The sequence below is a fragment of the Burkholderia sp. NRF60-BP8 genome (assembly GCF_001522585.2).
Classification (GTDB): Bacteria; Pseudomonadota; Gammaproteobacteria; order Burkholderiales; family Burkholderiaceae; genus Burkholderia.
In genome coordinates this window covers 486,527-509,544 of sequence record NZ_CP013374.1, presented here as the reverse complement: position 1 = coordinate 509,544, position 23,018 = coordinate 486,527, and the positions used below count along the sequence as shown (strand labels likewise).

Annotated in this window: 17 protein-coding genes; 8 read left to right on the top strand and 9 right to left on the bottom strand. The window is 67.4% G+C overall.

Going from position 1 to position 23,018, the window contains the following annotated elements; genetic code table 11:
- Nucleotides 1-3: 3 nt before the first annotated feature.
- From WS54_RS31865 to WS54_RS31845, 5 genes are read right to left on the bottom strand one after another with little or no spacing between them, the layout of a single operon-like run.
- The gene (locus WS54_RS31865) at nucleotides 4-1,332 is read right to left on the bottom strand and encodes a hypothetical protein (RefSeq protein WP_059781828.1); all 1,329 of its coding nucleotides are present in this window, start codon (nucleotides 1,330-1,332) and stop codon (nucleotides 4-6) included.
- The gene (locus tag WS54_RS31860) at nucleotides 1,322-2,065 is read right to left on the bottom strand and encodes an outer membrane lipoprotein-sorting protein (protein WP_059781826.1); all 744 of its coding nucleotides are present in this window, start codon (nucleotides 2,063-2,065) and stop codon (nucleotides 1,322-1,324) included. The genes WS54_RS31865 and WS54_RS31860 overlap by 11 nt, the downstream gene beginning before the upstream one ends.
- Nucleotides 2,062-3,279 (bottom strand): ABC transporter permease, encoded by a 1,218-nt coding sequence (locus WS54_RS31855; RefSeq protein ID WP_034208973.1) that lies wholly within the window; start codon nucleotides 3,277-3,279, stop codon nucleotides 2,062-2,064. The genes WS54_RS31860 and WS54_RS31855 overlap by 4 nt, the downstream gene beginning before the upstream one ends.
- Nucleotides 3,251-3,961 (bottom strand): ABC transporter ATP-binding protein, encoded by a 711-nt coding sequence (locus WS54_RS31850; RefSeq protein WP_059781824.1) that lies wholly within the window; start codon nucleotides 3,959-3,961, stop codon nucleotides 3,251-3,253. Before WS54_RS31850 ends, WS54_RS31855 begins: the two co-directional genes overlap by 29 nt.
- The gene (locus WS54_RS31845; RefSeq protein WP_236872829.1) at nucleotides 3,958-5,721 is read right to left on the bottom strand and encodes a fatty acyl-AMP ligase; all 1,764 of its coding nucleotides are present in this window, start codon (nucleotides 5,719-5,721) and stop codon (nucleotides 3,958-3,960) included. The genes WS54_RS31850 and WS54_RS31845 overlap by 4 nt, the downstream gene beginning before the upstream one ends.
- A gap of 420 nt (nucleotides 5,722-6,141) precedes the next feature.
- Here WS54_RS31845 and WS54_RS31835 point away from each other — a divergent pair, with 420 nt between their 5' ends.
- From WS54_RS31835 to WS54_RS31820, 4 genes are all read left to right on the top strand, one after another.
- Nucleotides 6,142-7,089 carry a fatty acid desaturase family protein gene (locus WS54_RS31835; protein ID WP_059781821.1) on the top strand — a complete coding sequence of 316 codons (948 nt, stop codon included), beginning with the start codon at nucleotides 6,142-6,144 and terminating at the stop codon, nucleotides 7,087-7,089.
- A 29-nt stretch (nucleotides 7,090-7,118) separates the two neighbouring features.
- Nucleotides 7,119-7,979 (top strand): diiron oxygenase, encoded by an 861-nt coding sequence (locus tag WS54_RS31830; RefSeq protein WP_034209463.1) that lies wholly within the window; start codon nucleotides 7,119-7,121, stop codon nucleotides 7,977-7,979.
- A 617-nt stretch (nucleotides 7,980-8,596) separates the two neighbouring features.
- Nucleotides 8,597-9,589, top strand: coding sequence for a LysR substrate-binding domain-containing protein (locus WS54_RS31825; RefSeq protein ID WP_059780675.1), 993 nt, complete (start codon nucleotides 8,597-8,599; stop codon nucleotides 9,587-9,589).
- A 150-nt stretch (nucleotides 9,590-9,739) separates the two neighbouring features.
- Nucleotides 9,740-10,564 carry an alpha/beta fold hydrolase gene (locus WS54_RS31820; protein ID WP_059780676.1) on the top strand — a complete coding sequence of 275 codons (825 nt, stop codon included), beginning with the start codon at nucleotides 9,740-9,742 and terminating at the stop codon, nucleotides 10,562-10,564.
- Between the two features lie 53 nt (nucleotides 10,565-10,617).
- Here WS54_RS31820 and proP read toward each other — a convergent pair whose 3' ends face one another.
- Both proP and WS54_RS31810 read right to left on the bottom strand, forming a co-directional pair.
- A complete protein-coding gene (gene proP / locus WS54_RS31815) occupies nucleotides 10,618-12,087 on the bottom strand; it encodes a glycine betaine/L-proline transporter ProP (RefSeq protein ID WP_059780677.1) in 1,470 nt (489 codons plus the stop codon).
- Between the two features lie 286 nt (nucleotides 12,088-12,373).
- Nucleotides 12,374-13,402 (bottom strand): DNA topoisomerase IB, encoded by a 1,029-nt coding sequence (locus tag WS54_RS31810; protein WP_059780678.1) that lies wholly within the window; start codon nucleotides 13,400-13,402, stop codon nucleotides 12,374-12,376.
- A gap of 375 nt (nucleotides 13,403-13,777) precedes the next feature.
- Between WS54_RS31810 and WS54_RS31805 the strand changes: the two genes are divergently transcribed.
- Genes WS54_RS31805 through yjfF form a run of 4 tightly spaced genes read left to right on the top strand, consistent with a single transcriptional unit; the run spans nucleotide 13,778 to nucleotide 18,434 of the window.
- Nucleotides 13,778-14,740 carry an ABC transporter substrate-binding protein gene (locus WS54_RS31805; RefSeq protein WP_059780679.1) on the top strand — a complete coding sequence of 321 codons (963 nt, stop codon included), beginning with the start codon at nucleotides 13,778-13,780 and terminating at the stop codon, nucleotides 14,738-14,740.
- Between the two features lie 60 nt (nucleotides 14,741-14,800).
- Entirely contained in the window at nucleotides 14,801-16,315 is a 1,515-nt protein-coding gene (locus WS54_RS31800; RefSeq protein ID WP_059780680.1) for a sugar ABC transporter ATP-binding protein, read from the top strand.
- Nucleotides 16,312-17,355 carry an ABC transporter permease gene (locus WS54_RS31795; protein ID WP_059780681.1) on the top strand — a complete coding sequence of 348 codons (1,044 nt, stop codon included), beginning with the start codon at nucleotides 16,312-16,314 and terminating at the stop codon, nucleotides 17,353-17,355. The genes WS54_RS31800 and WS54_RS31795 overlap by 4 nt, the downstream gene beginning before the upstream one ends.
- On the top strand, nucleotides 17,352-18,434 hold the full coding sequence (yjfF, locus tag WS54_RS31790) for a galactofuranose ABC transporter, permease protein YjfF (RefSeq protein WP_059780682.1): 1,083 nt from the start codon (nucleotides 17,352-17,354) through the stop codon (nucleotides 18,432-18,434). The genes WS54_RS31795 and yjfF overlap by 4 nt, the downstream gene beginning before the upstream one ends.
- A gap of 58 nt (nucleotides 18,435-18,492) precedes the next feature.
- Here yjfF and WS54_RS31785 read toward each other — a convergent pair whose 3' ends face one another.
- Both WS54_RS31785 and WS54_RS31780 read right to left on the bottom strand, forming a co-directional pair.
- A complete protein-coding gene (locus WS54_RS31785; protein ID WP_059780683.1) occupies nucleotides 18,493-20,835 on the bottom strand; it encodes a sensor histidine kinase in 2,343 nt (780 codons plus the stop codon).
- On the bottom strand, nucleotides 20,828-21,661 hold the full coding sequence (locus WS54_RS31780) for a response regulator transcription factor (protein WP_034208986.1): 834 nt from the start codon (nucleotides 21,659-21,661) through the stop codon (nucleotides 20,828-20,830). The genes WS54_RS31785 and WS54_RS31780 overlap by 8 nt, the downstream gene beginning before the upstream one ends.
- Nucleotides 21,662-23,018: the final 1,357 nt, after the last annotated feature.

The window sequence follows — 23,018 nt, the reverse complement described above, 5'->3', positions numbered from 1 at the left end:
CTGTCAGAAACGCACGCGCACGGCGGCGTCGATACGGGTGCCGAGACCGACCATCCGGTACTCGGACTGGCTGTCGGAGAATGCGCGCGTGACGGCGACGTCGACGCTCACGCGCTTGTTCACGTCGGCGACGACCTGCGCGGTCGCGAGCAGGCCCTTGTCCTGCGGCGAATAGACGCCGCGCAGCGAATACTCGACGCGGCCGATTTTCTTGCCGAGCCGCGCGAACAGGTAGTCGCGCAGGCTGCCGTCGACGCTCACGAAGTTGGCCGTGCCGCCGAGGCCGGCCAGCGCGGCGCCGGGCGCGACGGGCAGCAGCGCGTTGTTCGCCTGCGCCGCGCCGACCATCCTGCGCCACTGGCTCGCGTCGTAACGCGCTTCGTCGTGCGACCACTCGACGATCAGCGACAGGTTGCCGGGCAGCGCGCTCTGCATGCCGACCGCGCTGCGCCACATGATCTGGCGATCGTTGCGGCGATCGACGGCGTCGTACGCAGCCGCCGAATCGAGCGGCGTGCCGTTCGCGATGAACGCGGGCAGCGGCCGCGTCGTGCCGCGTTCGAGCCAGGCGCCCGCATAGACGGTGTTCGAGCGCGCGACGTCGAACGACAGCGTCGCGCCGGCGCCGCCGCGGCCCGCGTGACGGCCGGCGAGCAGGGCGGCCGAGCCACCCGACCAGTTGTATGCGCCGCGCACGAGCTGCGTCGCGCCTTCGACGTCGCGGTTGTCGACGTCGTTGCGCAGCGTGCGGTTCTCGCCGGCGATGAACTGCAGCGTGGTCTGCTCGCCGGCCCATTTCGCTTCGACGAGCGGCGTGCCTTCGACGTCGCCGTAGCGGTCGTAGATGTCGGCCGTCGCGGCCCGTTTCTGGAAGAAGCCGAGCGGGAAGAACGCCTGCGACGTGTCGAGCGCGTCGATCCGCTTGCCGGCCGTGAGCGTGATGCCGTTGTCGAACGCGTAGCGCACGCCGGCTTCGTTGAAGCGGCTCGCTTGCGCGCCGAGCGAATGATTGCCGGCGACGACGCGCGCATTCGCGAACAGGTTCTCGCCGTCGATGCGTGCGAGCAGGCCGGCTTCCTGCAGATTGCGCGGCGAGTCGCCGATCAGGCGGCCGAGCAGCGCGCGGCCGTCCATGCTGTCGACGGAGCGCGCGTAGCCGATGCCGTTGAGCGTGCCGAGCTGGTCCATCAGCGATTCTCCGTGCGCGAGCGTGCAGCCGAGCGCGAGCGGAATGGCGAGCGCGATACCCGGCCAGTTGCGGCTGGCCCGGCCGGACGACGAACGGAGGCAATCACGATGAGCGTCGGCATCGGCGTCGTACTCACTGGCCATCGGCGAGCGTGTCGGGGTTGAACCAGCCCGACGGAATCTTGCGCGGCTGGCCGTCGAGGATGTCGACGACGCTCGCGCGCTGCTTCTCGACCTCGTTGCGATACGTGATCTTGCGGATCACCTTGCGGCCGTTCGCGTCGACCGGCGCGGAAAAATCCGCGCTGCGAAACAGCAGGCCGCTCGCGAGGAAGAACTGCGCGCGCACCGGCACGTCGGTATCGGGCGTGACCCACAGCTTGATCGTCGGGTACACGTTGTCGGGGTCGGTCGCGGTCAGGTCGAGCTCGGTGGCCGGCTTGCCGTCGATCGGCGTCGTGCCTGGGGCTGCCGTCGCGCGATAGCTGTCCGCCCAGTGCGTGCGCGTGATGTCGCTGATCACGACTTCGCCTTGCAGTCGCTGCATCCCGTTGATGCGCACCGCGCTGCGCGTGTTCGGCACGTAGAACCAGTGCCCGCGCGTGGTCGCGAGGTATTTCTGGCCGTCGTTCTCGCCGCTGCGCGTGAGCGCGAGCGTGTCGCCGTTGCCGCGCGTGTAGACGAGATAGCGGGTCGCGTCGCCGGATTGTCCGCCGACCTCGTTGGTGATCCGGATGTTCGTCTGCGTATCGGCGGCCGTGCTGCGGTAAGCGTCGGCGCGGGCGAGCATGGTCTGGGCCGTCGGCACGTCGGCTGCGAGGGCGGCGAGCGGCGCGCACGCGACGAGCGCGGCGAACGTAACGCGAATGCGATTCATGGGGCGAGTCCTTCGAGGATGTTGCGTTTCGCGAGCCCGAGCGTCGCGAGCAGCGCCGCGGCCACGCCGAGCACGACGAACGCGGCTTCGACGGCGGCCACGGCCACGGGCGACACGGTGAATTCGAGCAGGATCGGTTTCACGCGACCGGGCGGCGCGGGCAGGTGGATCTGCGCGTGATTGAGCGCGACCATCGTCAGCAGCGCGAGCGCGATGCCGGCGGCCGCGCCGAGCAGGCCGAGCAGCGCGGTTTCCTGGATCAGCACGCCGCGCACGGTGGCGGCCGGCACGCCGAGCGCGCGCAGCGTCGAGATCTCGCGGCGCCGCTCGACGATGCTCATCAGGATCCAGTTGCTCATCGACAGCAGGATCGTCACGCAAAGGATGGCGCCGAATACCGAGAACTGGTTCTTGTACAGCGCGACGACCTGATGATAGAGCGACACGAGCTGGTCCCAGGTCCGCACGTCGAGCGTCGGCAGCGCGGCGCGCAGCGTCGCGGCGGCGGCCGGCGTATGCGCGGTATTCGACAGGAACACCGCGATGCGCGACGCGCGGTCGGTGCGCAGCAGCGCCTGCGCGGCCGTGAACGTCACGTCGACGATCCGTTCGTCGACGTCCTTGTTGCCGGTGCTCATCACCCCGACGATCTGCGCGTCGGTCGCGTTGATGCCGCCGTGCGCGGTCGACGCCATCAGTTGCACGACCGAGCCGACGTGCACGCCGAGCTTGCGCGCGAGTTCGGCGCCGACGACGACTTCGGTGCCCGCATGCGTCGGCGACAGATAGCGGCCCGACAGCACCGTGTGATAGTCGAAGAAGCCGGCCGGCTCGCGGTTCGGCTCGATCCCTTCGCCGACGAAGCCGTAGCTCAGATCGCCGTTCGACACGAGCCCGTCGAAGTCGATGCCGCGCGCGGTCGTCGCGACGCCGGGCAGCGCGGCGATCGCGCGCGTCGCGGCAGCCTGCTCGTCGGCGGTCAGCCCGTACTGCAGCGGCCGTTCGCCGATCAGGTCGAGATAGCCGCGATGCAACACCTGCACATGGCCGACGCCGCTGTCGATCGACCCTTCGCGCACCGCGTCGAACGTCGCGATCACGTAGCCGAGCGCGAGGCTCGACGCGAACGCGGCGACGCCGATCATCGCCATCGTCAGCACGGTGCGGCGCCGGTTGCGCCAGAGGTTACGCCACGCAAACGTCGACCAGTTCACGATTCACTCCCGGTACGCCGTCGCGCATCTCGATGCGGCGCGGCAGGTGCGCGCACAAACGATCGTCGTGCGACGCAATCAGAAAGGCGGTGCCCAGCGTGCGGTTGGTGTCGAGGATCAGCTCGGCGACCGCCCGCGCGTTGGCGCTGTCGAGGCTCGCGGTCGGCTCGTCCGCGATCACGATCGCCGGCTCCTTGGCGAGCGCGCGGGCCAGCGCGACACGCTGCTGTTCGCCGCCCGACAGCTCGCCGGGGCGGTGTCGTTCGCGCGCGGCGAGCCCCACCGCGTCGAGCATCGCGCGAGCGCGTTCGCGCCGCGTGCGCGGCGTGCCCCACGCGAAGCAGCCGAGTTCGACGTTCTCGAGCGCCGACATCACCGGAATCAGGTTGAATTGCTGGAACACGAAGCCGATGCGCTCGCGGCGAATCCGTTCGAGCGTGTCCGGCGCGTCGTCGATCCGGTGGCCTTCGAGCCAGCGTTCGCCGCTGCTCGGCATGTCGAGAAAGCCGGCGAGGTTGAGCAGCGTGCTTTTGCCGCTGCCCGACGGGCCGACGAGCGCGACGACGTCGCGCCGGCCGATGGAGATCGTCGCGCCGCGTACGGCGACGACGCGTCCCGCGCCCTCGTACACGCGGGTGACGTCGCGCAGTTCGAGCACGGGGCCCAGCGACGCGGCCGTCATGCGAACGCTCCCTGGCCCGCTTCGACGGCGGCCGATGCGGGAATCACGGGCAACGCGCCGTTCGCATAGAGATCGCGACACTTCAGGCGCTGCAGCTTGCCGCTCGTCGTGCGCGGCAGCGAGCCGGGCTCGACGAAACACAGATCCTGCGCGGCGAACCCGATGCGCGACGCGAGCAGCTGCTGGCACTCGGACCGCGTTTGCGCCGTGGCGTCGACGGGCCGTGCCTCGATCGCGACGACCAGCCGCTCGGTGCCGGTTTCCGGATCGGGCAGACCGAACGCGATGCACGTGCTCTTGCGCAGCGCGCCGTGCGACGCCAGCGCTTCCTCGATCTCGTGCGGGAAATAGTTGCTGCCGCGAATGATGATCACTTCCTTCTTGCGGCCGAGGATATGCAGCTGGCCGTCCGCGACGTAGCCGATGTCGCCGGTGCGGAACCAGCCGTCGGCCGTCAGCGGCGCGGCGATCGTGCCGTCGTCGGGGTTCAGGTAGCCGAGCATCACCGACGTGCCGCGGATCGCGACTTCGCCGACTGCGCGATTCGGCAGCGCGTGGTCGCCGTCGTCGAGGATGCGGAACGCCATCCCTTCGATCGGCGCGCCCATCGCGAGCACTGTTTCGGTTTCCGTCTCGTGGCCGTCGTTCGCGGCGGCCGGCTGCGCGTCGCGGCGCTCGATCAGCGCGCGCCGGTCGAGCGTGTCGGCGATCACGTACGGTGCGCCGTCGACCGCGCCTTCGTGCCATGCACGGTGCATCGATACCGCGAGCGTCGATTCGGCCATCCCGTAGCACGGTTGCAGCGCCGACGCCGCCAGGCCGTACGGCGCGAACGTCGCGGCGAAATCGCGCAGCGTCGCATCGTCGACGCGTTCGCCGCCGATGAAGATGTTGCGGCACGCGGACAGATCGACGCCGTCCATCGCGGCGGCATTGAAGCGGCGCACGCAGTAGCGCAACGCGAAGGTCGGCACCGACGTCGTCGTCGCGCGCGTCGATGCGATGCGCTTGAGCCAGCCGAGCGGATTCCGGATGAAGCTGTTCGGCTGCATCATCAGCAGCGGGGCGCGGTAGTGGAGATTCGACAGCAGCGTGAGCAGCCCCATGTCGTGATAGAGCGGCAGCCACGACGCGGTGCCGTCGCCGGCTGCGACGTCGAAGCGCACCGACCCGCCGATGCCGAGCACGTTCGCGATCACGTTCTCGTGGCTGAGCACCGCGGCCTTCGGATGCGACGTCGAACCCGACGTGAGCTGGACATGATGCGGATCGCGGCCGCTCTTCGCGCTGATCAGCGCTCGCGTGCCGGCCTCCGCGGCGCTCGACAGCATCGCGAGATCGACGACGCGCGTGGACGCCACGGGAAACGCCGCATCGTGCCAGGCCGCGGCCTGCGCATCCGCGGCAACGACGATACGCGGCCGGTACAACTCGCACGCGACGTCCGCCACCTGCCGTCCGGCCGTTGCACGCCGCGCGGGAACGGGCACGGTGCAGGGCAGCGCGCCCGTCATCACGCAGGCCATCATCGCGACCGCATGCTCGACCGATGCGGGCAGCGCGAGCATCACCAGATCGTTCTCGCGCACACCGAGCTCGCGCAGCGCGCCGGCCTGGCGAAACACCTCTTCCGCGAAGCGCCGGTACGTGATGCTCGCTTCGCGGCCTGCGTCGTCGACGAACGTCATGCGATGCATGGCGCCCGCGACGTCCTCGAGCGATTCGATCAGGCGATGAATGGTGGATGCGTACTTCGTCACGAGGGTTCTCCCCTTGAGGAACACGGCCGCTCGCGCCACGGTGCCGGCGGCGCCGTTCGTCGAGTGAGGAGGATTCTTGCCGGATCGATCCGCTGCGACAAACGGAATCTATGCAGGCTATGCATGAGCGCAGCGCATCCACGAGGGCCGGCGCAGGTTCCTTATCAGCGTGCCCGGACGCGAGGTGACTGGTCGGTCTCATTCGACCGGTCGTCTAGTTCACGATGTGGTTCGCTCATGCGCAGGCGTCATGCAATGCGTTCGGAAAATTCGTTTGTCCGAAGCATCGACTCACAGAAGAATTGCATCCCGGCAGCGCGCCAGCGTCGCCGCGTCATCGTGCCGGGCAGGGTCCGGCTCAAGGAGAGCGTCTTGTCCGTCACCTCATCGCCTGTTGCCCGCTCGAAACCGGTTGCCGACATGAAGAGCCGCCCGAGCGGCGTGGTCTTCTCGCTGAAACTGGCGGTGTACGTCGCGCTCGTCGCGCACGGGATGATGTTCGCGCTGTCGGCGCTCGTGATCGTGAAGATCGTCGGCATCCTGCTGATCGGCGCGATGTATGCGCACGGCGTCGAACTGCAGCACCAGGCGCTGCATTACCAGGGGTTTCGCAGCAAGCGCCTGAACATGGTGTTCGGCGTGCTGCTCGGCATGCCGATGCTCGTGTCGTTCCACGCGTATCAGGACAGCCATCTGCGCCATCACCGGCTGCTCGGCACGCCGGAGAACAAGGAGTTCTTCGACTACGGCGACCAGTACGGCGCGAGCCCCGTCGTCAATGTCGGGCTGTGGGCGTGGCGACTGTCGATGGCCGCGCACTATATCCAGTTCGCGAAGAACGTCGCGAAGCTCGTCGTGCCGGGCGCGCGCTTCGGCGACAACGCGCTCGTGTCGCGTGCGATCCGCCGCGACTACCTGCTGATGGCCACGGCGATCGCGCTGCTCGCCGCGCTGTCGTTCGCGCTGCACACGTGGTTCGCCGTCTGGGTGTGGGTCGTGCCGCTCGTATGCGTCGCGGCGCCCGTGCATGCACTGGTCGAGATGCCCGAGCACTACCGCTGCGACCTGACGAGCACCGACCCGTTTCGCAACACGCGGACGATCGAGAGCAACGCGTTCATGACGTGGTTCACGAACGGCAACAACTATCACGTCGAGCATCACATGATGCCGAGCCTGCCGATCGAGCGGCTGCACGACCTGCATGGCGCGATCGCGCCGCGCATCCGCTATTACCACCGCACCTATCGGCAGTTCTACTACGCATTGCTGCGCGGCCGGCTGTCGCCGCGCTCGGTGGACGACGATCGGGACGACCGCGAGCCCGATGCCGAAGCGGTCGCGCCCGCATCCACGCAATCGGCGTGATTACCGGCGCCGAATGCGTTGCGACGACGATGACGACGATGCTCTATCCGGAACTTTTCAGGTCGCTCGAGGCCGTCCGCTGGGACATGGAGAAGGACATTCCGTGGGACAGGTTCGACGCTTCGCTGCTCACCGACGAGCAGGCGAAGACGATCAAGATGAACGCGATCACCGAATGGTCGGCGCTGCCCGCGACGGAAATGTTCCTGCGCGACAACCAGCACGACAGCGACTTTTCCGCGTTCATGAGCGTGTGGTTCTTCGAGGAGCAGAAGCATTCGCTGGTGCTGATGGAATACCTGCGCCGCTTCAAGCCGGAGATGGTGCCGACCGAAGAGGAACTGCACGCGGTGCGCTTCCAGTTCGATCCGGCGCCGCCGCTCGAGACGCTGATGCTGCACTTCTGCGGCGAGATCCGCCTGAACCACTGGTACCGGTGCGCGGCCGACTGGCACACCGAGCCCGTCATCAAGCAGATCTACGAAACGATTTCGCGCGACGAAGCGCGTCATGGCGGCGCGTACCTGCGCTACATGAAGAAGGCGCTGAACAACTGCGGCGACGTCGCGCGTGCCGCATTCGCGAAGATCGGCGTGCTGATGGCGTCGGCGCGCCGCACCGAGAAGCCGCTGCACCCGACCAACCTGCACGTGAACCAGGCGCTGTTCCCGCGCGACACGGTGCAGTCGCGCTTGCCGGATCCGGAATGGCTGGAGCGCTGGCTCGACGAGCAGATCCGTTTCGACGGCGAGTGGGAGAAGAAGGTCGTCGAGCGGATCCTGCACAACCTGTCGATCCTGTTCGAGCGCACGTTCGCGACCGCGCAGGAGCTGAACCGCTACCGCCGCGAAGTGACGGCGCGGGTAAGTGGCGCGGTGGACAGCCCGTAGCGGATCGATACATCCGGCTGTCGCGCGGTGCCGGCCGGATGCCGGCCGACCGGCGAACGCGCCGACGCCGACCGGCGCTGCCGGCCGGCGAATTATTCATTTCCGGAAATAATCGCTTCATCGGTTTATGAAACCGTATGGAAAGCTTGAATTTCATGCGTTTAGTATTTTTTAATAAACGCCTAATTCCGGATTTAATGGGATTTTCCGTGTCTGTTGCAGACAGTTTGTTTTTCGCAATCCGGAAAATAAAATGGAAAAGTCGGCAAATTGAAATTGAATTGTAGGCATTGTGTTTCGCCTCCGTCTATGCGGATAAAGCGCTGCGATAGCGGCGAATTTGGCTGGAAACCGGTTGTTTCTACGGGAATTTATCGAACCTGTCGAGCCCTCGATTCGTTCGCATATTAATTTACAAAATCACAACCGGATAATGTTCGTGTAAGCGTACTGATGCGATGAAAATCGATAGATAAATACAAGTGTCACGATTGAAAATAAGAATGATATGCATCCATGCTTCAATATAAAATCGTTTCCGAATCCAAATAGGAGAGACGAGTCAGGGAGACGAACGGCAACTTGCCTGTCGATGGGTGCAACTTTGAGGCGGCGGTATGGCTAATGTGAGATTGGCAAAGCGATTGAGAAGTCTGCCTTCGCTGGATTTCCTGAGAGGCTTCGAATGCGCGGCGCGTCATTTGAGCTTCACGCGTGCGGGGCAGGAATTGAACGTCACGCAATCGGCCGTGAGTCGGCAGGTCAAGGCGCTCGAAGAGCAGCTTCGGATCGAGCTTTTCCATCGGCACATTCGTTCGCTGACGCTGACCGACAAGGGGCGCGAGCTGTACGACGCGATCTCGTTCGCGTTGTCCGACCTGGAATCGGTGGTCGGCAAGCTGTCGTCGAGTGTCGGCCAGCGCGCCATCTCGTTGTCGACCACCGTCTCGTTCGCCGCGCTGTGGCTGATTCCGCGCCTCGGTTCATTCCGCGCCAGCTATCCGGACATCGACGTGCGCGTGTCGGCAACGAGCGAAATTGAAGATCTTAAACGCAAACGTTTGCACCTGGCCGTGCGCTATGCGAGCCCGTATACGTCGACCGACGATACGGAGGTGCTGTTTCGCGAGCGTGTCGTGGCGGTGTGCAGCCCGAGCCTGATGACGGCGGCGGGCGACGCCGCGTCGATGAAGCCGGCCGACCTCGACAAGCACGTGCTGCTGCATCTCGACGACCCGCGCGGCGAATGGCCGTGGCACGGATGGAGCCATTTGCTGAAGGAGCTCGGCGTGCCGCGGCTGCGGCCGGCCGGCGCGCTGCACTTCAGCCAGTACGACCAACTGGTCCAGGCCGCGGTCGACGGGCACGGCATCGCGATCGGAAGGCGGCCGCTGGTCGACGGGCTGTTGAAGCAGGGGCGGCTCGTCGAGCTGTTCCCGCACTGCACCGTTGCATCGGGCAGCTACGTGCTCGTGCAGAACCCCGATGCGTGCAACGAATTCGACATCGCGGTGCTGACCAACTGGTTGCTCGAACAAGCGTGTCACCCGCTCGCGACGGAGCAGGACACCGCCGGCAGCAACGTGGTGCCGATGTATCGCGTCGGATGACGAACGCGGCGCGCGACAGCGCCGTGCGCGCCGTCATGCGCGGTACCTGCACCTGTGCGATGATGCGCCGCTTCGCGTTCGTCGCAGAACGCCGCCGACCGCGGCGCCCGTTTCCGGGCCACCGCCGAGTCCTGACATTCCGGAGACAGCATGCCCGCACACAGCATCCAGCGCAGTACCCTGCATTACCACGATCACGGCGCCGGTTTTCCGGTGCTGCTCGGGCACAGCTATCTGTGGGACGCGACGATGTGGGCGCCGCAGATCGACGCGCTGTCGCGCAAGTATCGCGTGATCGTGCCGGACCTGTGGGGGCACGGCGAATCGGGCGCGCTGCCGGACGGCACGCACACGCTCGACGATCTCGCCGCGCACGCGAGCGCGCTGCTCGACGCGCTGGACATCGAACAGTGCGCGATCGTCGGGCTCAGCGTCGGCGGCATGTGGGGCGCACGGCTCGCGTTGCGCGAGCCGCAGCGCGTGCGCTCGCTCGTGATCATGGACGCGTCGCTCGAGGCCGAGCCCGATGCGACGCGTACGCGCTATTTCGGGATGCTCGATGCGATCGAGGCCGCGGGCCGCATCGCGCCGCCGCTGCTCGACGCGATCGTGCCGCTGTTCTTCCGCCCGGACGTCGATCTCGACGGCCCGGTGCCGACGGCGTTTCGCCATGCGCTCGCGAACCTGCCCGCCGACCGGCTGCGGCAATCGATCGCGCCGCTCGGCCGGCTGATCTTCGGCCGGCCCGACACGCTGCCGGCGCTCGCCGAACTCGATGCCGCACACACGCTGCTGATGTGCGGCGCGGGCGACATGGCGCGCCCGCCGTCGGAAACCGTGAAGATGGCGAGCGTGATCGGCTGCGCGCATGCGCTGGTGCCCGACGCCGGCCATATCTCGAACCTGGAGAATCCCGCGTTCGTCACGCGCACGCTGCTCGACTGGTTCGACGCGCAGCAACTGCCGTCGAACTGACGGTCACGCGAACGGCGACGCGCGCAGGCCGCGCGGCGTCGCATCGACTCGCGTCATGCGCGCTCGCCGACCGGCGTGAACTTCCGGTCGCGCACCCGCGCTTCGTCGGCACCGCTGCGCACGAGGCTCAGCGCTTCCGCGCGGCTCGCCACGCACGGCCCGGAGCCGGGCAGCGGCTGGCGCGCAGTCTCGCGCAGCGCGAGCACCGACACGATGCCGATGAACGACGCGCCCATCAGGTAGTACGCGGGCATCATCAGGTCGCCGGTGCGATCGACCAGCCATGCGGCGACGAGCGGCGTCGTGCCGCCGAACAGCGACACCGACACGTTGAAGCCGATCGCGAGCGCGCCGTAGCGAATGCGCGTCGGAAAGAGGGCAGGCAGCGCCGACGGCATCACGCCCGTGAACGTCGACAGCAGGACGCCGTAGATCAGCATCCCGCCGAAGATCGGCAGCATGCCGCCGGTGCGGATCAGCATCAGCGCCGGCACCGACAGCGCAAGCAGGCCCACGCAGCCGGCCATCATCACCGGCTTGCGGCCGACCTTGTCCGACAGGTGCCCGGCGTACAGCGTCATCGGCATCATCAGCACCATCACGAGCAGCACCATGAAGAGCCCGTGCGATTCGCGAACGTGCAGCGTCGCCGACAGGTAGCTCGGCAGGTACGACAGCGCCATGTAGTCGGTCACGTTGAAGATCAGCACGAGGCCGACGCATTGCAGCAGCGGCCTCCACTGTTCGACGAGCAGCGTCGCGAAGCGCTGCTTCGGCCGCGCGCGTTCGTCCGCCTCGCGTGCTTCGGCCTCCTTCCTGAATGCCGGGGTTTCCTCGAGCTTGAGCCGCACGTAGAGGCCCACGAGGCCGAGCGGGCCGGCGATGAAGAACGGCACGCGCCAGCCCCACGACAGCAGCGCGTCCTCCGACAGCGTGGCCGTCAACAGCGCGACCGTGGCCGCGCCGAGCGTATAGCCGATCAACGTGCCGAATTCGAGGAAGCTGCCCATGAAGCCGCGGCGCTTGTCGGTCGAGAACTCGGCGATGAAGGTGGCGGCGCCGCCGTACTCGCCGCCGGTGGAGAAGCCCTGCACGAGGCGGGCGACGAGCAGCAGCACGGGCGCCATGATGCCGATGGACGCGTAGCTGGGGATCAGGCCGATCGCGAAGGTGCCGACGGCCATCATGATCATCGTGGCGGCGAGCACGCGCTGGCGGCCGATGCGGTCGCCGAGCGGGCCGAACACCATGCCGCCGAGCGGACGCACGAGGAACGCGGCCGCGAACGTGCCGAAGGTGGCGAGCAACTGCGCGGACGGGCTGCTGGACGGGAAGAACACCTTGCCGAGCGTGACGGCGATATAGCTGTAGACGCCGAAGTCGAACCATTCCATCGCATTGCCGAACGCCATGGCGCCGACCGCGCGCTTGAGGACGGCAGGGTCGACGATCGTGATGTCGTCCAGCTTGACGGACTGGCGCGAAGACCGGGCTTTCGCGGAGTGCGCTTGCGACGGGCTCAATGAACTCTCCTGGAATTGCCTTGGCAACCGGCCGGCGGGAATGCGGCGGGGTCGTGCGGACCGACGGACAGCGAAGGCGGATGTCTCGGGGATGCCTCGATGCCGGTGGCGTGACGCGCGCAGCGGACGACACCGGGCAGGTGTGTTGTGCGAACCAGTTTAGAGAAACGGGTGCGAGCGGCTATCGGTCATGCGCCCGGAAACCGGTGGTAAACGACACGCCGGAGGCGCGGCGTCGAGGGCGCCCCATCGGTCGCACGCGCGCCGGGGGCGGTCGTCTCGCCAGTCATTTCGCCATTCGCCGGCGCGCGGATACCAGCAATGCGACGAACGCCGCTTCGTCCGCCCGCAGGCCGCGCGGCGTTCGCCGGACCGCGAGCGCGGCGAGCGTGCCCGCCTCGAACGCATCGAGCACGGCCGGGTGGATGTAGCAGCGCCGGCACACGGCCGGCGTGTTGCGCAGCAGGTCGGCCACCGCGCGCACGGTCTCGACGATCTGCTTGCGGGCATGCGTGACGCCGCGGTGCTCCACGCGGCGCAGCAATGCGAGCGCGTGCACGCTGCCGGCCCAGGTCCGGTAATCCTTCGCGGTGAAATCGGCGCCGCCGGCCTCGCGCAGATAGTCGTTCACGTCGGACGACCCGACCGGATGGCGGACGCCGTCGTCGTCCACATACTGGAACAGCTCGTGGCCGGGCAGCTCCGCGCAGCGCCGCACGATGCGCGCGACCCGCGCGTCGTCGACCGTCACGTCGTGCTCGATCCCGCTCTTGCCGGCGAAGCGCAGCCGCACCTGGCCGGGCTGGATCTTCAAATGGCGCTTGCGCAGCGTCGTCAGCCCGTACGAGCCGTTTTCGCGCGCATATTCCGCGTTGCCGATCCGCGCGAGCGTCGTATCGAGCAAGCGGACGATCGTCGCCACGACCTTGTCGCGCGGCATGCCCGGCAATGCCAGATCGCGCGCGACGCGCGCGCGGATGCGCGGCAGCGCCCGCGCGAACGCGGCCATCCGCGCGTACTTGTTCGCGTCGCGGGTCGCGCGCCACTGCGGGTGATAGCGATACTGCTTGCGGCCGCGCGCGTCGCGGCCCGTTGCCTGCAGATGGCCGAGGGGGTCCATGCAAATCCAGACGTCGGTGTACGCGGGCGGAATCGCGAGCGCGTCGATGCGGGCGATTTCGTCGGCATCGCGAACCCGCACGCCGTCCGGCCCGTAATACGCGAAGCCGTTGCGAAGCCGCCGGCGCGTGTAGCCCGGGCGGCGGTCGTCGACATGGCGCAGCGCCGCGACGGCGCTCGAAGCGGGCTGCTTCATGTCGACGACCGCCGGCCGGCGGCGACGTCGGTGCGCGGCGACCCGCGCTCATGGGCGGCGATCATGCTCGTCTCCTTTCGGTTCGCGTGAAGAGCGGGCGCCCGGCATGGGGTGCGAACCGCCAGCGCGACGGAGCAAGAACCGTGCGCCGCACGCGCGCGGCCGATCCGGGGTTAGGTGTTTATACGTATGCCGATTCCGGTATCGCCTCAATCCAATATTTCATTGGAAGGTTATCGGACTTGTTCCTAGACTGATGCGGGGCTTGTATACCGCGCCGACCGGACACGCCGGCCGGCGCCGCCCGATCCGCGCCAGCGCCACGTAGAAACACAACAGCGCCGCGGCACACAACGACATCATCGGAGACGGACCATGACATTCATCAGGAAGCTGGCGGCCACCGCGATCGTCGCGGCGACGGCGGTGTTGGCCACCGGCGCGCACGCGCAGCAAAAGCCGATCACGCTCGGGTTCTCGCAGGTCGGCGCCGAAAGCGCATGGCGCACCGCGAACACCGTATCGGTGAAGAGCGCGGCGAAGGACGCCGGCATCAACCTGAAGTTTTCCGACGCGCAGCAGAAGCAGGAGAACCAGATTCGCGCGATCCGCTCGTTCATCGCGCAGAAGGTCGACGTGATCGCGTTCTCGCCGGTCGTCGAATCGGGCTGGGAGCCGGTGCTGACCGAAGCGAAGGCCGCGCATATCCCGGTGATCCTGACCGACCGCGCGGTCGACGTGAAGGACCCGTCGCTGTACGTGACGATGATCGGCTCCGACTTTCTCGAGGAAGGGCGGCGCGCCGGCCACTGGATGGAAGAGCGTTACAAGAACGACGCGGGCCCGATCAACATCGTCGAGCTGCAGGGCACGGTCGGCTCCGCGCCGGCCAACGACCGCCGCGCGGGCCTGCTCGAAGTGATCAGGAACAACCCGAAATTCAAGGTGATCGCGTCGCAGAGCGGCGACTTCACGCTCGCCGGCGGCAAGCAGGTGATGGAAGCGTTCGCGAAGACCTACGGCAAGCAGATCAACGTCGTCTACGCGCACAACGACGACATGGCGCTCGGCGCGATCCAGGCGATGGAAGAGGCCGGGATCAAGCCCGGCAAGGACGTGAGCGTCGTGTCGTTCGACGCGACCAAGGGCGGCTTCCAGGCGATGATCGCGGGCAAGATCAACGTCGACGTCGAATGCAGTCCGCTGCTCGGCCCGCAACTGATGAGCGCGGTGAAGGACGTCGTCGCCGGCAAGCAGTTGCCCAAGCGCATCGTGACCAACGAGACGGTGTTCCCGATGAATGTCGCGGCGCAGGTGCTGCCGACCCGCAAGTACTGACCTGTCCGCACGGGCGGCGGCCTGACGGCCGCCGTCCGGCGACGCTTCGACGGAGGATGCATGGAGAGTGCGCCGGTGGTCGAGATGATCGGCATCGACAAGTCGTTTCCGGGCGTCAGCGCGCTGCAGCGCGTGGACTTCCGGCTGTTTCCGGGCGAGATCCACGCGCTGATGGGCCAGAACGGCGCGGGCAAGTCGACGCTGATCAACGTGCTCACCGGCGTGCATGCGCACGATGCGGGCGAGATTCGCGTCGGCGGCCGGCCCGTGCGCTTTGCCGCGCCGCGCGAGGCCGAGGCGGCCGGCATTCAGACGCTGTATCAGGAAGTGAACCTGTGCGCGAACCTGTCGGTCGCGGAGAACATCTTCGCGGGCCGGCAGCCGATGCGGCGCGGCGCGATCGACTGGAACACGATCCATGCGCGCGCGCGGGCGGCGCTTGCCGAACTCGACCTGTCGCTCGACGTCACGCGCTCGCTCGACGCGTATCCGATCGCGGTGCAGCAGATGGTCGCGATCGCGCGTGCGGTGTCGGTCGACGCGCGCGTGCTGATTCTCGACGAGCCGACCTCGAGCCTCGACGACGGCGAGGTCGCGCGGTTGTTCGACGTGTTGCGCCGGCTGAAGGCGTCGGGCATCGCGATTCTGTTCGTCACGCATTTTCTCGAGCAGACCTATGCGGTGTCCGACCGAATCACCGTGATGCGCAACGGCGAGCGCGAAGGCGAGTACCTCGCGCGCGACCTACCGGTCGACGCGCTGGTCGCGAAGATGACCGGCCGCGAGCGCATGTCCGACACGCTGCAGGCCGGCGCGGCTGCGGTCGAGCGCACCGCCGCGACCGCCGCGCCGTTCCTGTCGATGCAGCAGGTCGGCCGGCGCGGGATGATGAGCGCGCTCGATCTCGACGTGCGCCCCGGCGAGATCGTCGGGCTGGCCGGACTGCTCGGCTCGGGCCGCACCGAAACCGCGCAGCTGGCGTTCGCCGCGGCGCGCCCGGATACCGGCGCGATCGAGATCGACGGCGCGCGCAAGCGGCTCGCGTCGCCGCACGATGCGGTGCGCAACGGCATCGCGTACTGCCCGGAAGACCGCAAGAAGGAGGGCATCGTCGCCGCGCTGTCGATCCGCGAGAACATCGTCCTCGCGCTGCAGGCGCGGCGCGGCTGGTGGCGGCTGATCGGGCGCGCGCGCCAGCGCGAGATCGCCGACACGTATATCGCCCGGCTCGGCATCAAGGCGCGCGACGCGGAGCAGCCGATCGGGCTGCTGTCGGGCGGCAACCAGCAGAAGGTGCTGCTCGCGCGCTGGCTCGCGACGGACCCGAAGCTGCTGATTCTCGACGAGCCGACGCGCGGCATCGACGTCGCCGCGAAGTTCGACATCATGGAGCGCGTGCTCGCGCTGTGCGCGCAGGGGCTCGCGATCCTGTTCATCTCGTCGGAGATCGGCGAGGTCGTGCGGGTGAGCCACCGGATCGCTGTGCTGCGCGACCGGCGCAAGGTCGCGGAGCTGTCCGGCGCCGACGCATCCGAGGAGCGGGTTTACCGGTTGATCGCGGGAGGCCAGTCATGACGTGGTTACGCACGCTGTTTCGTCATTCGCTCGCGTGGCCGGTGCTGACGCTCGCGCTGCTGTTCGCGCTGGACGTCGCGCATCGTCCGGGCTTCCTGTCGATCGCGCTGCTCGACGGCCATCTGTTCGGCGCGCCGATCGACATCCTGAACCGCGCGGCGCCGCTCGTGATCGTGTCGCTCGGGATGACGCTCGTGATCGCGACGCGCGGGATCGACATCTCGGTCGGCGCGATCGTCGCGATCGCCGGCGCGGCGGCCGCGACCGTGCTGGAGGCCGACCCGTCGCGGGTCGGCGCGGCGCTGGCCGCCGCGCTCGGCGTCGGGCTGCTGGCCGGTGCGTGGAACGGGCTGCTCGTCGCGTTCGTCGGGATGCAGCCGATCATCGCGACGCTGATCCTGATGGTGGCCGGGCGCGGCGTCGCGCAACTGCTGACGGGCGGCCAGATCATCCCGATCGGCGCGCCGGGCTACCTCGCGCTCGGCGGCGGCTATCTCGCGACCGTGCCGTGCGCGGTGTGGATCGCGCTCGCGACGATCGGCGCGACCGCGCTGCTGGTGAACCGCACGGCGCTCGGGCTGTTCATTCGCGCGATCGGCGTGAATCCGGTCGCGACGCGGCTCGTCGGGCTGCGCTCGGGCGCGGTCGTGTTCGGCGTGTATCTGTGCTCGGGCGTGATGTCGGCGCTCGCGGGCATCCTCGCGAGCTCGAACGTGCGCAGCGCCGACGGCAACAACGCGGGGCTGCTGCTCGAACTCGACGCGATCCTCGCGGTCACGCTCGGCGGCACGTCGCTGCTCGGCGGCCGCTTCAGTCTCGCGGGCTCCGTGCTCGGCGCGCTGATCATCCAGACGCTCACCTACACGACCTATTCGATCGGCGTGCCGCCGGAGGCGACGCTCGTCGTCAAGGCGGTCGTCGTGATCGTCGTGACGCTGATCCAGTCGGACGCGGCGCGTGCGCTGCTCGTCCGGCATGCGTCGCGGCTGCTGCCTTCCGCGCGATCGCGCACCACCCCCACCGGAGCAACGCCGCGATGAATCGTTTCCTTGGCCGGCTCGCCGATCCGCGCACGTTGCCGATCGTCGTGACGATCGTGCTGTTCGTCGCGCTGTTCGGCTTCGGGTCCGTGATGTACACGGGTTTTTTCTCGATGCAGGTGCTGACCGGGCTGCTCGTCGACAATGCCTTCCTGCTGATCGTCGCGATCGGGATGACGTTCGTGATCGTGTCGGGCGGCATCGACCTGTCGGTCGGCTCGGTCGTTGCGCTGACAACGATCTTCTGCGCGGTCGGCGCCGAACGGCTGCACTGGCCCGTGTGGGCGATCGTGCCGCTCGCGCTCGCGTTCGGCGCGCTGTACGGCGCGGCGATGGGCGCGCTGATCCACTATTTCCGGTTGCAGCCGTTCATCGTCACGCTCGCCGGGATGTTTCTCGCGCGCGGCGCGTGCTTCCTGATCACGACGCAGTCGATCACGATCAACGAGCCGGCGTTCCATGCGATTGCGGGCATCAGCGTGCCGGTCGGCGGCGGCACGCTGAGCGCCGGTGCGCTGATCGCGCTCGCGACGCTGGCCGTCGCGATCTACGTCGCGCATTTCACGCGCTTCGGCCGCAACGTCTATGCGGTCGGCGGCAACGAACGTTCGGCATTGCTGATGGGCTTGCCGGTCGCGCGCACGAAGATCGGCGTCTACGCGCTGAGCGGCTTCTGTTCGGCGCTCGGCGGCGTGGTGTTCACGCTGTACGTGCTGTCGGGCTACGGGCTGCAGGCGCAGGGAATGGAGCTCGACGCGATCGCCGCGACCGTGATCGGCGGGACGCTGCTGACGGGCGGCGTGGGCTACGTGATCGGCTCGGTGTTCGGGGTCGGCATCCTCGGCACGATTCAGGTGCTGATCACGTTCGACGGCACGCTGAGCTCGTGGTGGACGCGGATCGTGATCGGCGCGCTGCTGTGCGTGTTCTGCGTGCTGCAGCGGGTCATCGAGCGGCACGCGGCGCGGCGCCGCACCGGCGGCACGGGGCTCGGCGCGCAGCGGCCGACGCATGCGCCCGCGCGGCCGGCGCCGCCCGAAGAGGACATCGCGCTGGTATCGACGATGCGGCGATCGTAGCGGGCCGTTCGGCCGCGCGGGCGAACCGCGGTGGAACGATGCGCGCGGCGCGGCGCCGTCAGGTCGGGCCGGCCGCGTCCGCCTCGGTGTCGAACGGCGTATCGGCGACGCGCGTGCGTTTCAGCGAGTCGGCCAGTTTCTCGATCGCGTGCAGGTCCAGCGCATCGAGGTGCTCGCGCATTTCCTGCACGAACGACGCATGGTCCGGCTCGTCCGCATACTGGCCGAGCCATTCCTCGATATCGGTCAGCCGGCCTTCGCCGGCGAGTACGATCAGCTCGGCGAGCGCATCGGCGGGCGGGCTGCGCATCGCAGGCGCCGCGCCGGCCGGTTCCGCTTCGTCGGCGGGATGAAACCGCCCGACGAGCCCCGACACCGGCGCGAGCGCATGGCCGAGGGCTGGCGCGGCGACCGCGAACGAGAACGTCGTGCCGCTCCCCGGCTGGCTTGCGACGGCCAGCTCGCCGCCCATCGCCGCGACGATGCGCTGCGCGATGAACAGGCCGAGCCCGGTGCCGCCGTTGACCGCCTGCACCTGCTGGTACGCGCGGAAGATGTCGGTGGTCGCGGTGATGTCGATGCCGATGCCCGTATCGGCGACCTCGAACAGCAGGCGCCATGCATCGCCTTCGCGCGACGCGTGAACCGACAGCGTGACCGTGCCGTTGCGCGTGAATTTCGATGCGTTGGACAGCAGGTTCAGCAGCACCTGTTGCAGCCGGATGCCGTCGATCAGCACCGTGCGCGGCAGCGACGTGACGGGCCGGTAGACGAACCGGTTGTCCTGCTGCGCGCACAGCGCGAGCGCGTAGTGGCCGATGTCGTCCAGCAGCCCGGGCAGGTCGGTGCGGTCGGGCGCGACGCCGAGCGGCTGGAGTTCGGCCTTCGTGAACGCGAGCAATTCGTCGATCAGCGCGAGCTGGTAGCGGATGCTGCGGTCGATCGACCGGATCAGCCGCGCCTGGCTGCGCGTCGCGCCTTGCAGCAGCAGCTTCGCATAGCCGTTGATCGTCGACAGCGGCGCGCGCAGGTCGTGGCTGACGTAGCCGAGCGTCTCGATCTTCTGCTGCATGTGCGTTTTCGACTGCTGCAACGCATCGTTGAGCGCGACCGTGCGCCGCGCGACCTCGTCGCGCAGCCGATCCTGCTCGGTGAGCTGCCAGTGTTCGAGCCGCTTGCGTGCCTCGGTGCGCTGACGGCCCACGTGGTGAATCCACGCGGCCAGCACCAGCAGGTGCGTCGCGAGCCCGATGATCGCGATGACGGGGTTCGGATAGACGTCGGACCGGATCCACGACAGCACGGGCGGCAATGCGTCGCGGCCGTCGAGCATGCGGATCAGCATGTTGAACGTCGCGAACGCGACCGCGATCAGCATCACGCGGGCCGTCGGCGTGCGCCGGATCACGAGCATCAGCGCCAGGCTGATGTTCACCATCGCGAGCACGGTGTTCAGCCACAGGCAGAACCACGCGAAGGTCGCCAGATCGCCGAACGCCGCACCGGCTATCCCCACGCATTCGAGCGCGAGAAACGCCACGTACACCGCGCGCATCGGCATCTTCGCCTTCTCGCGATGCGCGACCATCAGGATGAAGGCGATGAAGCACGCGATCGACAGGTACGCGAAGATCGTTTCGCCGCGCGTCGACCACTCGCGCGCGCCGGGCGACAGAAGCATCGCGAGATAGCCGCGGTACGCCGCTTCGAACAGCGCGGTGTTCAGGGCCAGTGCGGCCAGCACGTGGAACACGCCGCTGCGCGAGAAAAAGCCGATCAGCAGCGCACACCACACGAGTGCGAGCAGCCCGCCGAAGAAGCCGAAGTTCCACATCGACGCGTGCAATTCCTGCGCGATCCACGCGTCGCGAGTGAACGCGACCGGCGCAAGGCGCATTTCCTTGCGCGACGTGATGCGGATCAGTACCGGGAGTTGTTCGCCCGCGCGCAGCGTGACGTCGAGGGTCGGGTAGCGCGACGGCGCGTCGCGCGCGTCGCCGCGGTCGGTCGGGAAGCTGCGCTTGAGCGTCCATTGACCGTGCCGGTCGACGTAGAAATCGGCCCGGTCGACGCGCGCGTCGCGAATCGCCAGCACCAGCGCACGCGTGTCGCCGTCGCGGTTGATCAGCGTCGCCTGGACCCACCAGGCCGAGCGCGAAAACGTCACGTTGAATGCAGTGCGGGCCGTGGCGGCTGCACGACGCGACGGCTCGGCGAGCTGGGCGGCGACCGCGTCGACGGACAGCGTCGTGCCGGCGTCTTCGAAAACCGATACGGCTTCGAGTTGCGCGGGATTCGGCGCCGTTGCGGCACGGACCGTCGCGCACGTGACGGCCAGCGCCGCCAGAAGCAGGAGCAACGTGCGACATCCCGCCGCCCATGCCGCGCAGTGCCTATGCATCGCCGTGGCGCCCCCCCGGTGCGGCCGGCGCGTCGACCGCGTGGCGCTGGCGCCGCCAGTCGGACGGCGTGACGCCGAAGCGTTCGCGGAACGCCGTCGCGAAATTGCCGGGGGTGGAAAAGCCGATTTCCTCGGCGATGTCGCCGATCCCCATCGACGTTTCCGACAGGAAATGCATCGCGGCGCGCAGCCGCGTGTCGCGCAGGTACTCGAATACGGTCTGGCCGAGATGGTCGCGGAACGCGCGCGACAGCCGTTTTTCGTGCGTGCCGACCTGCTTCGCGAGCTCCTCGAGGGCCGGCGGATGGCGCAGGTCGCGCAGCAGCACGTCGCTTGCCGCGCGCACGAGCGCCGCGTCGCGGTTGTCGGGCAAGTCGGGCAGGTGCGCGAACGGCTGGCTGCGTCGCACGCGCTTCAGGTGATTGCGGATTCGCGCGATGACTTCCGCCGGTTCGAACGGCTTGACGATGTAGTCGATCGCCCCCGTTTCGAGCCCCGCGATGCGGTCCTCGAGATCGCCGGCGGCCGTCAGGATGATCACCGGAATGGATTGCGTCGACGGGGTGGACGCCAGCAGCCGGCTCGCGGCGAAACCGTCCATGCGCGGCATGCGCACGTCCATCAGGATCAGATCGGGCGCGATGGCCTGCGCACGGTGATAGGCCTGCAGCCCGTCGAACGCGACGCTGATCCGGCACTGCGCGGTGCGCAGGATTTCGGTCAGGAGCCGCAGGTCGTTCGGGCGGTCGTCGACGATGAGGATGTGGGCGCCGGCGAGATCCGGCGTGGTGCGTGGCGACGCCGAGCTGGACAAGCGGGATGACATGGTTGCGAACGCGTTGGGAGGGGAGTGGCCTGTCAGGTCGGAGGCATCGCAATCTGTACGATTGTTGCAAAAAATTATATGTCGGCAACAGCGTCGAAGGTGGGATTCCGTGCGGCGCGTGTGGGCTTGTCGCAGGGGCATCGCAAGGTGCGTGGCTGTGTGGCCCGCTTTCCCGGAAAATGAATCGGAAAAATGTGCCGAATCGATTCGTAAAGTTACAGTCGTTATTTCCGGTTTAATGATTTCATGGATGAAAATGGCCCGTCTGATGAATTGGCGCTTGCGGTGTCGAAATTTGCTGGAGGCCGCGTAAATGAATTATCCAATTCCTTGTCGGTCGACTGAATTCGACGTAATGCCGGTGGGTATTCATGTTTACGGAAAAATCGGATTTCCTGCAAATATGTATGAATGTAAATGCCGTCCGCTACGGAAAAGTATTTTTCCGCTACGGAAAAGGTTTGTTTGGACAAATGTCGGCACACTAGCCCCAGCGCGGCTGGAATCGGTTCTTTGAACGCTTCCCGCTGCCATCGAAATGGCAGTCGCCGCCGATTCTTCGGGTAGCCAATATCCAATGTCACATTGAATAATGGTATTCCCGGATAATGAGATGGCGGTAACAAAAGAATCACGGGCACGAGGGTAATGAAGGCGTCATAATTCGCGGAATTTTTAGATATACAAGATGCGCCGCGAAATGACGAGATGGGGCTAGTTGGTGAGGCATCGGGCGAGGAAAATCGTCAGGAAAATTCGATCGATTAATTCGATGCCGGGGTCGCTCGGCGAGTGGCCGGTTTTTTCCGGAAATCCGGAAAAAACGGTTGCCGGCCGGACGGAAAGGGGTGAGTGACTTCGCGTGCGCCGCCGGGCGTCTGATCGAGCCGGAGGCCGCGCGCGGTGCTCTATCGAATCAGGCGGATACGAAAAATATGAATACGACAAGCATGGCAGGTCGGGGTGTCGGATCGATCGATCCGGCGCCGGCTGTCAGCGTCAGCGATCCGGCGGCGCATGCCGCAAACCCGGGGACAGGATGGCGCCTTTCGCCGCCTGAATGAAAGATGACGGGCCGCCCGCGATGCGGGTCGGCGTCCGTTCATCCAGCGTCCGAGCGACGCTTTTCCGAATGAGACTCGAAGTCGCCCTTCGGCAGGTGCGACGGGGTACGCGCGTGCGGATTCGCGACGCGTCGTGCGGCCTGTCGCCGCCGGGCAGGCGATGTCGACTTCCGTGAATCGATAACCGGCGATCGCCGTCGCGCATCGTGCCGAACGGGCACGCGCGACGGTCGGTCGTGCCGTCGCGATGTGGGTCGAGCGTTTTGCGCAACGCTGTTCGTAGTTTTGATTAG

Bases quoted from the DNA above. Each gene is read 5' to 3' on its own strand.
- WS54_RS31780 (WP_034208986.1), bottom strand. From the start codon at position 21,661: ATGTCATCCCGCTTGTCCAGCTCGGCGTCGCCACGCACCACGCCGGAT.
- yjfF (WP_059780682.1), top strand. From the start codon at position 17,352: ATGAATCGTTTCCTTGGCCGGCTCGCCGATCCGCGCACGTTGCCGATC.
- WS54_RS31835 (WP_059781821.1), top strand. From the start codon at position 6,142: ATGAAGAGCCGCCCGAGCGGCGTGGTCTTCTCGCTGAAACTGGCGGTG.
- WS54_RS31830 (WP_034209463.1), top strand. From the start codon at position 7,119: ATGACGACGATGCTCTATCCGGAACTTTTCAGGTCGCTCGAGGCCGTC.
- WS54_RS31795 (WP_059780681.1), top strand. From the start codon at position 16,312: ATGACGTGGTTACGCACGCTGTTTCGTCATTCGCTCGCGTGGCCGGTG.
- WS54_RS31865 (WP_059781828.1), bottom strand. From the start codon at position 1,332: ATGGCCAGTGAGTACGACGCCGATGCCGACGCTCATCGTGATTGCCTC.
- WS54_RS31820 (WP_059780676.1), top strand. From the start codon at position 9,740: ATGCCCGCACACAGCATCCAGCGCAGTACCCTGCATTACCACGATCAC.
- WS54_RS31805 (WP_059780679.1), top strand. From the start codon at position 13,778: ATGACATTCATCAGGAAGCTGGCGGCCACCGCGATCGTCGCGGCGACG.
- WS54_RS31810 (WP_059780678.1), bottom strand. From the start codon at position 13,402: ATGAAGCAGCCCGCTTCGAGCGCCGTCGCGGCGCTGCGCCATGTCGAC.
- WS54_RS31785 (WP_059780683.1), bottom strand. From the start codon at position 20,835: ATGCATAGGCACTGCGCGGCATGGGCGGCGGGATGTCGCACGTTGCTC.
- WS54_RS31860 (WP_059781826.1), bottom strand. From the start codon at position 2,065: ATGAATCGCATTCGCGTTACGTTCGCCGCGCTCGTCGCGTGCGCGCCG.
- WS54_RS31850 (WP_059781824.1), bottom strand. From the start codon at position 3,961: ATGACGGCCGCGTCGCTGGGCCCCGTGCTCGAACTGCGCGACGTCACC.
- WS54_RS31825 (WP_059780675.1), top strand. From the start codon at position 8,597: ATGGCTAATGTGAGATTGGCAAAGCGATTGAGAAGTCTGCCTTCGCTG.
- WS54_RS31800 (WP_059780680.1), top strand. From the start codon at position 14,801: ATGGAGAGTGCGCCGGTGGTCGAGATGATCGGCATCGACAAGTCGTTT.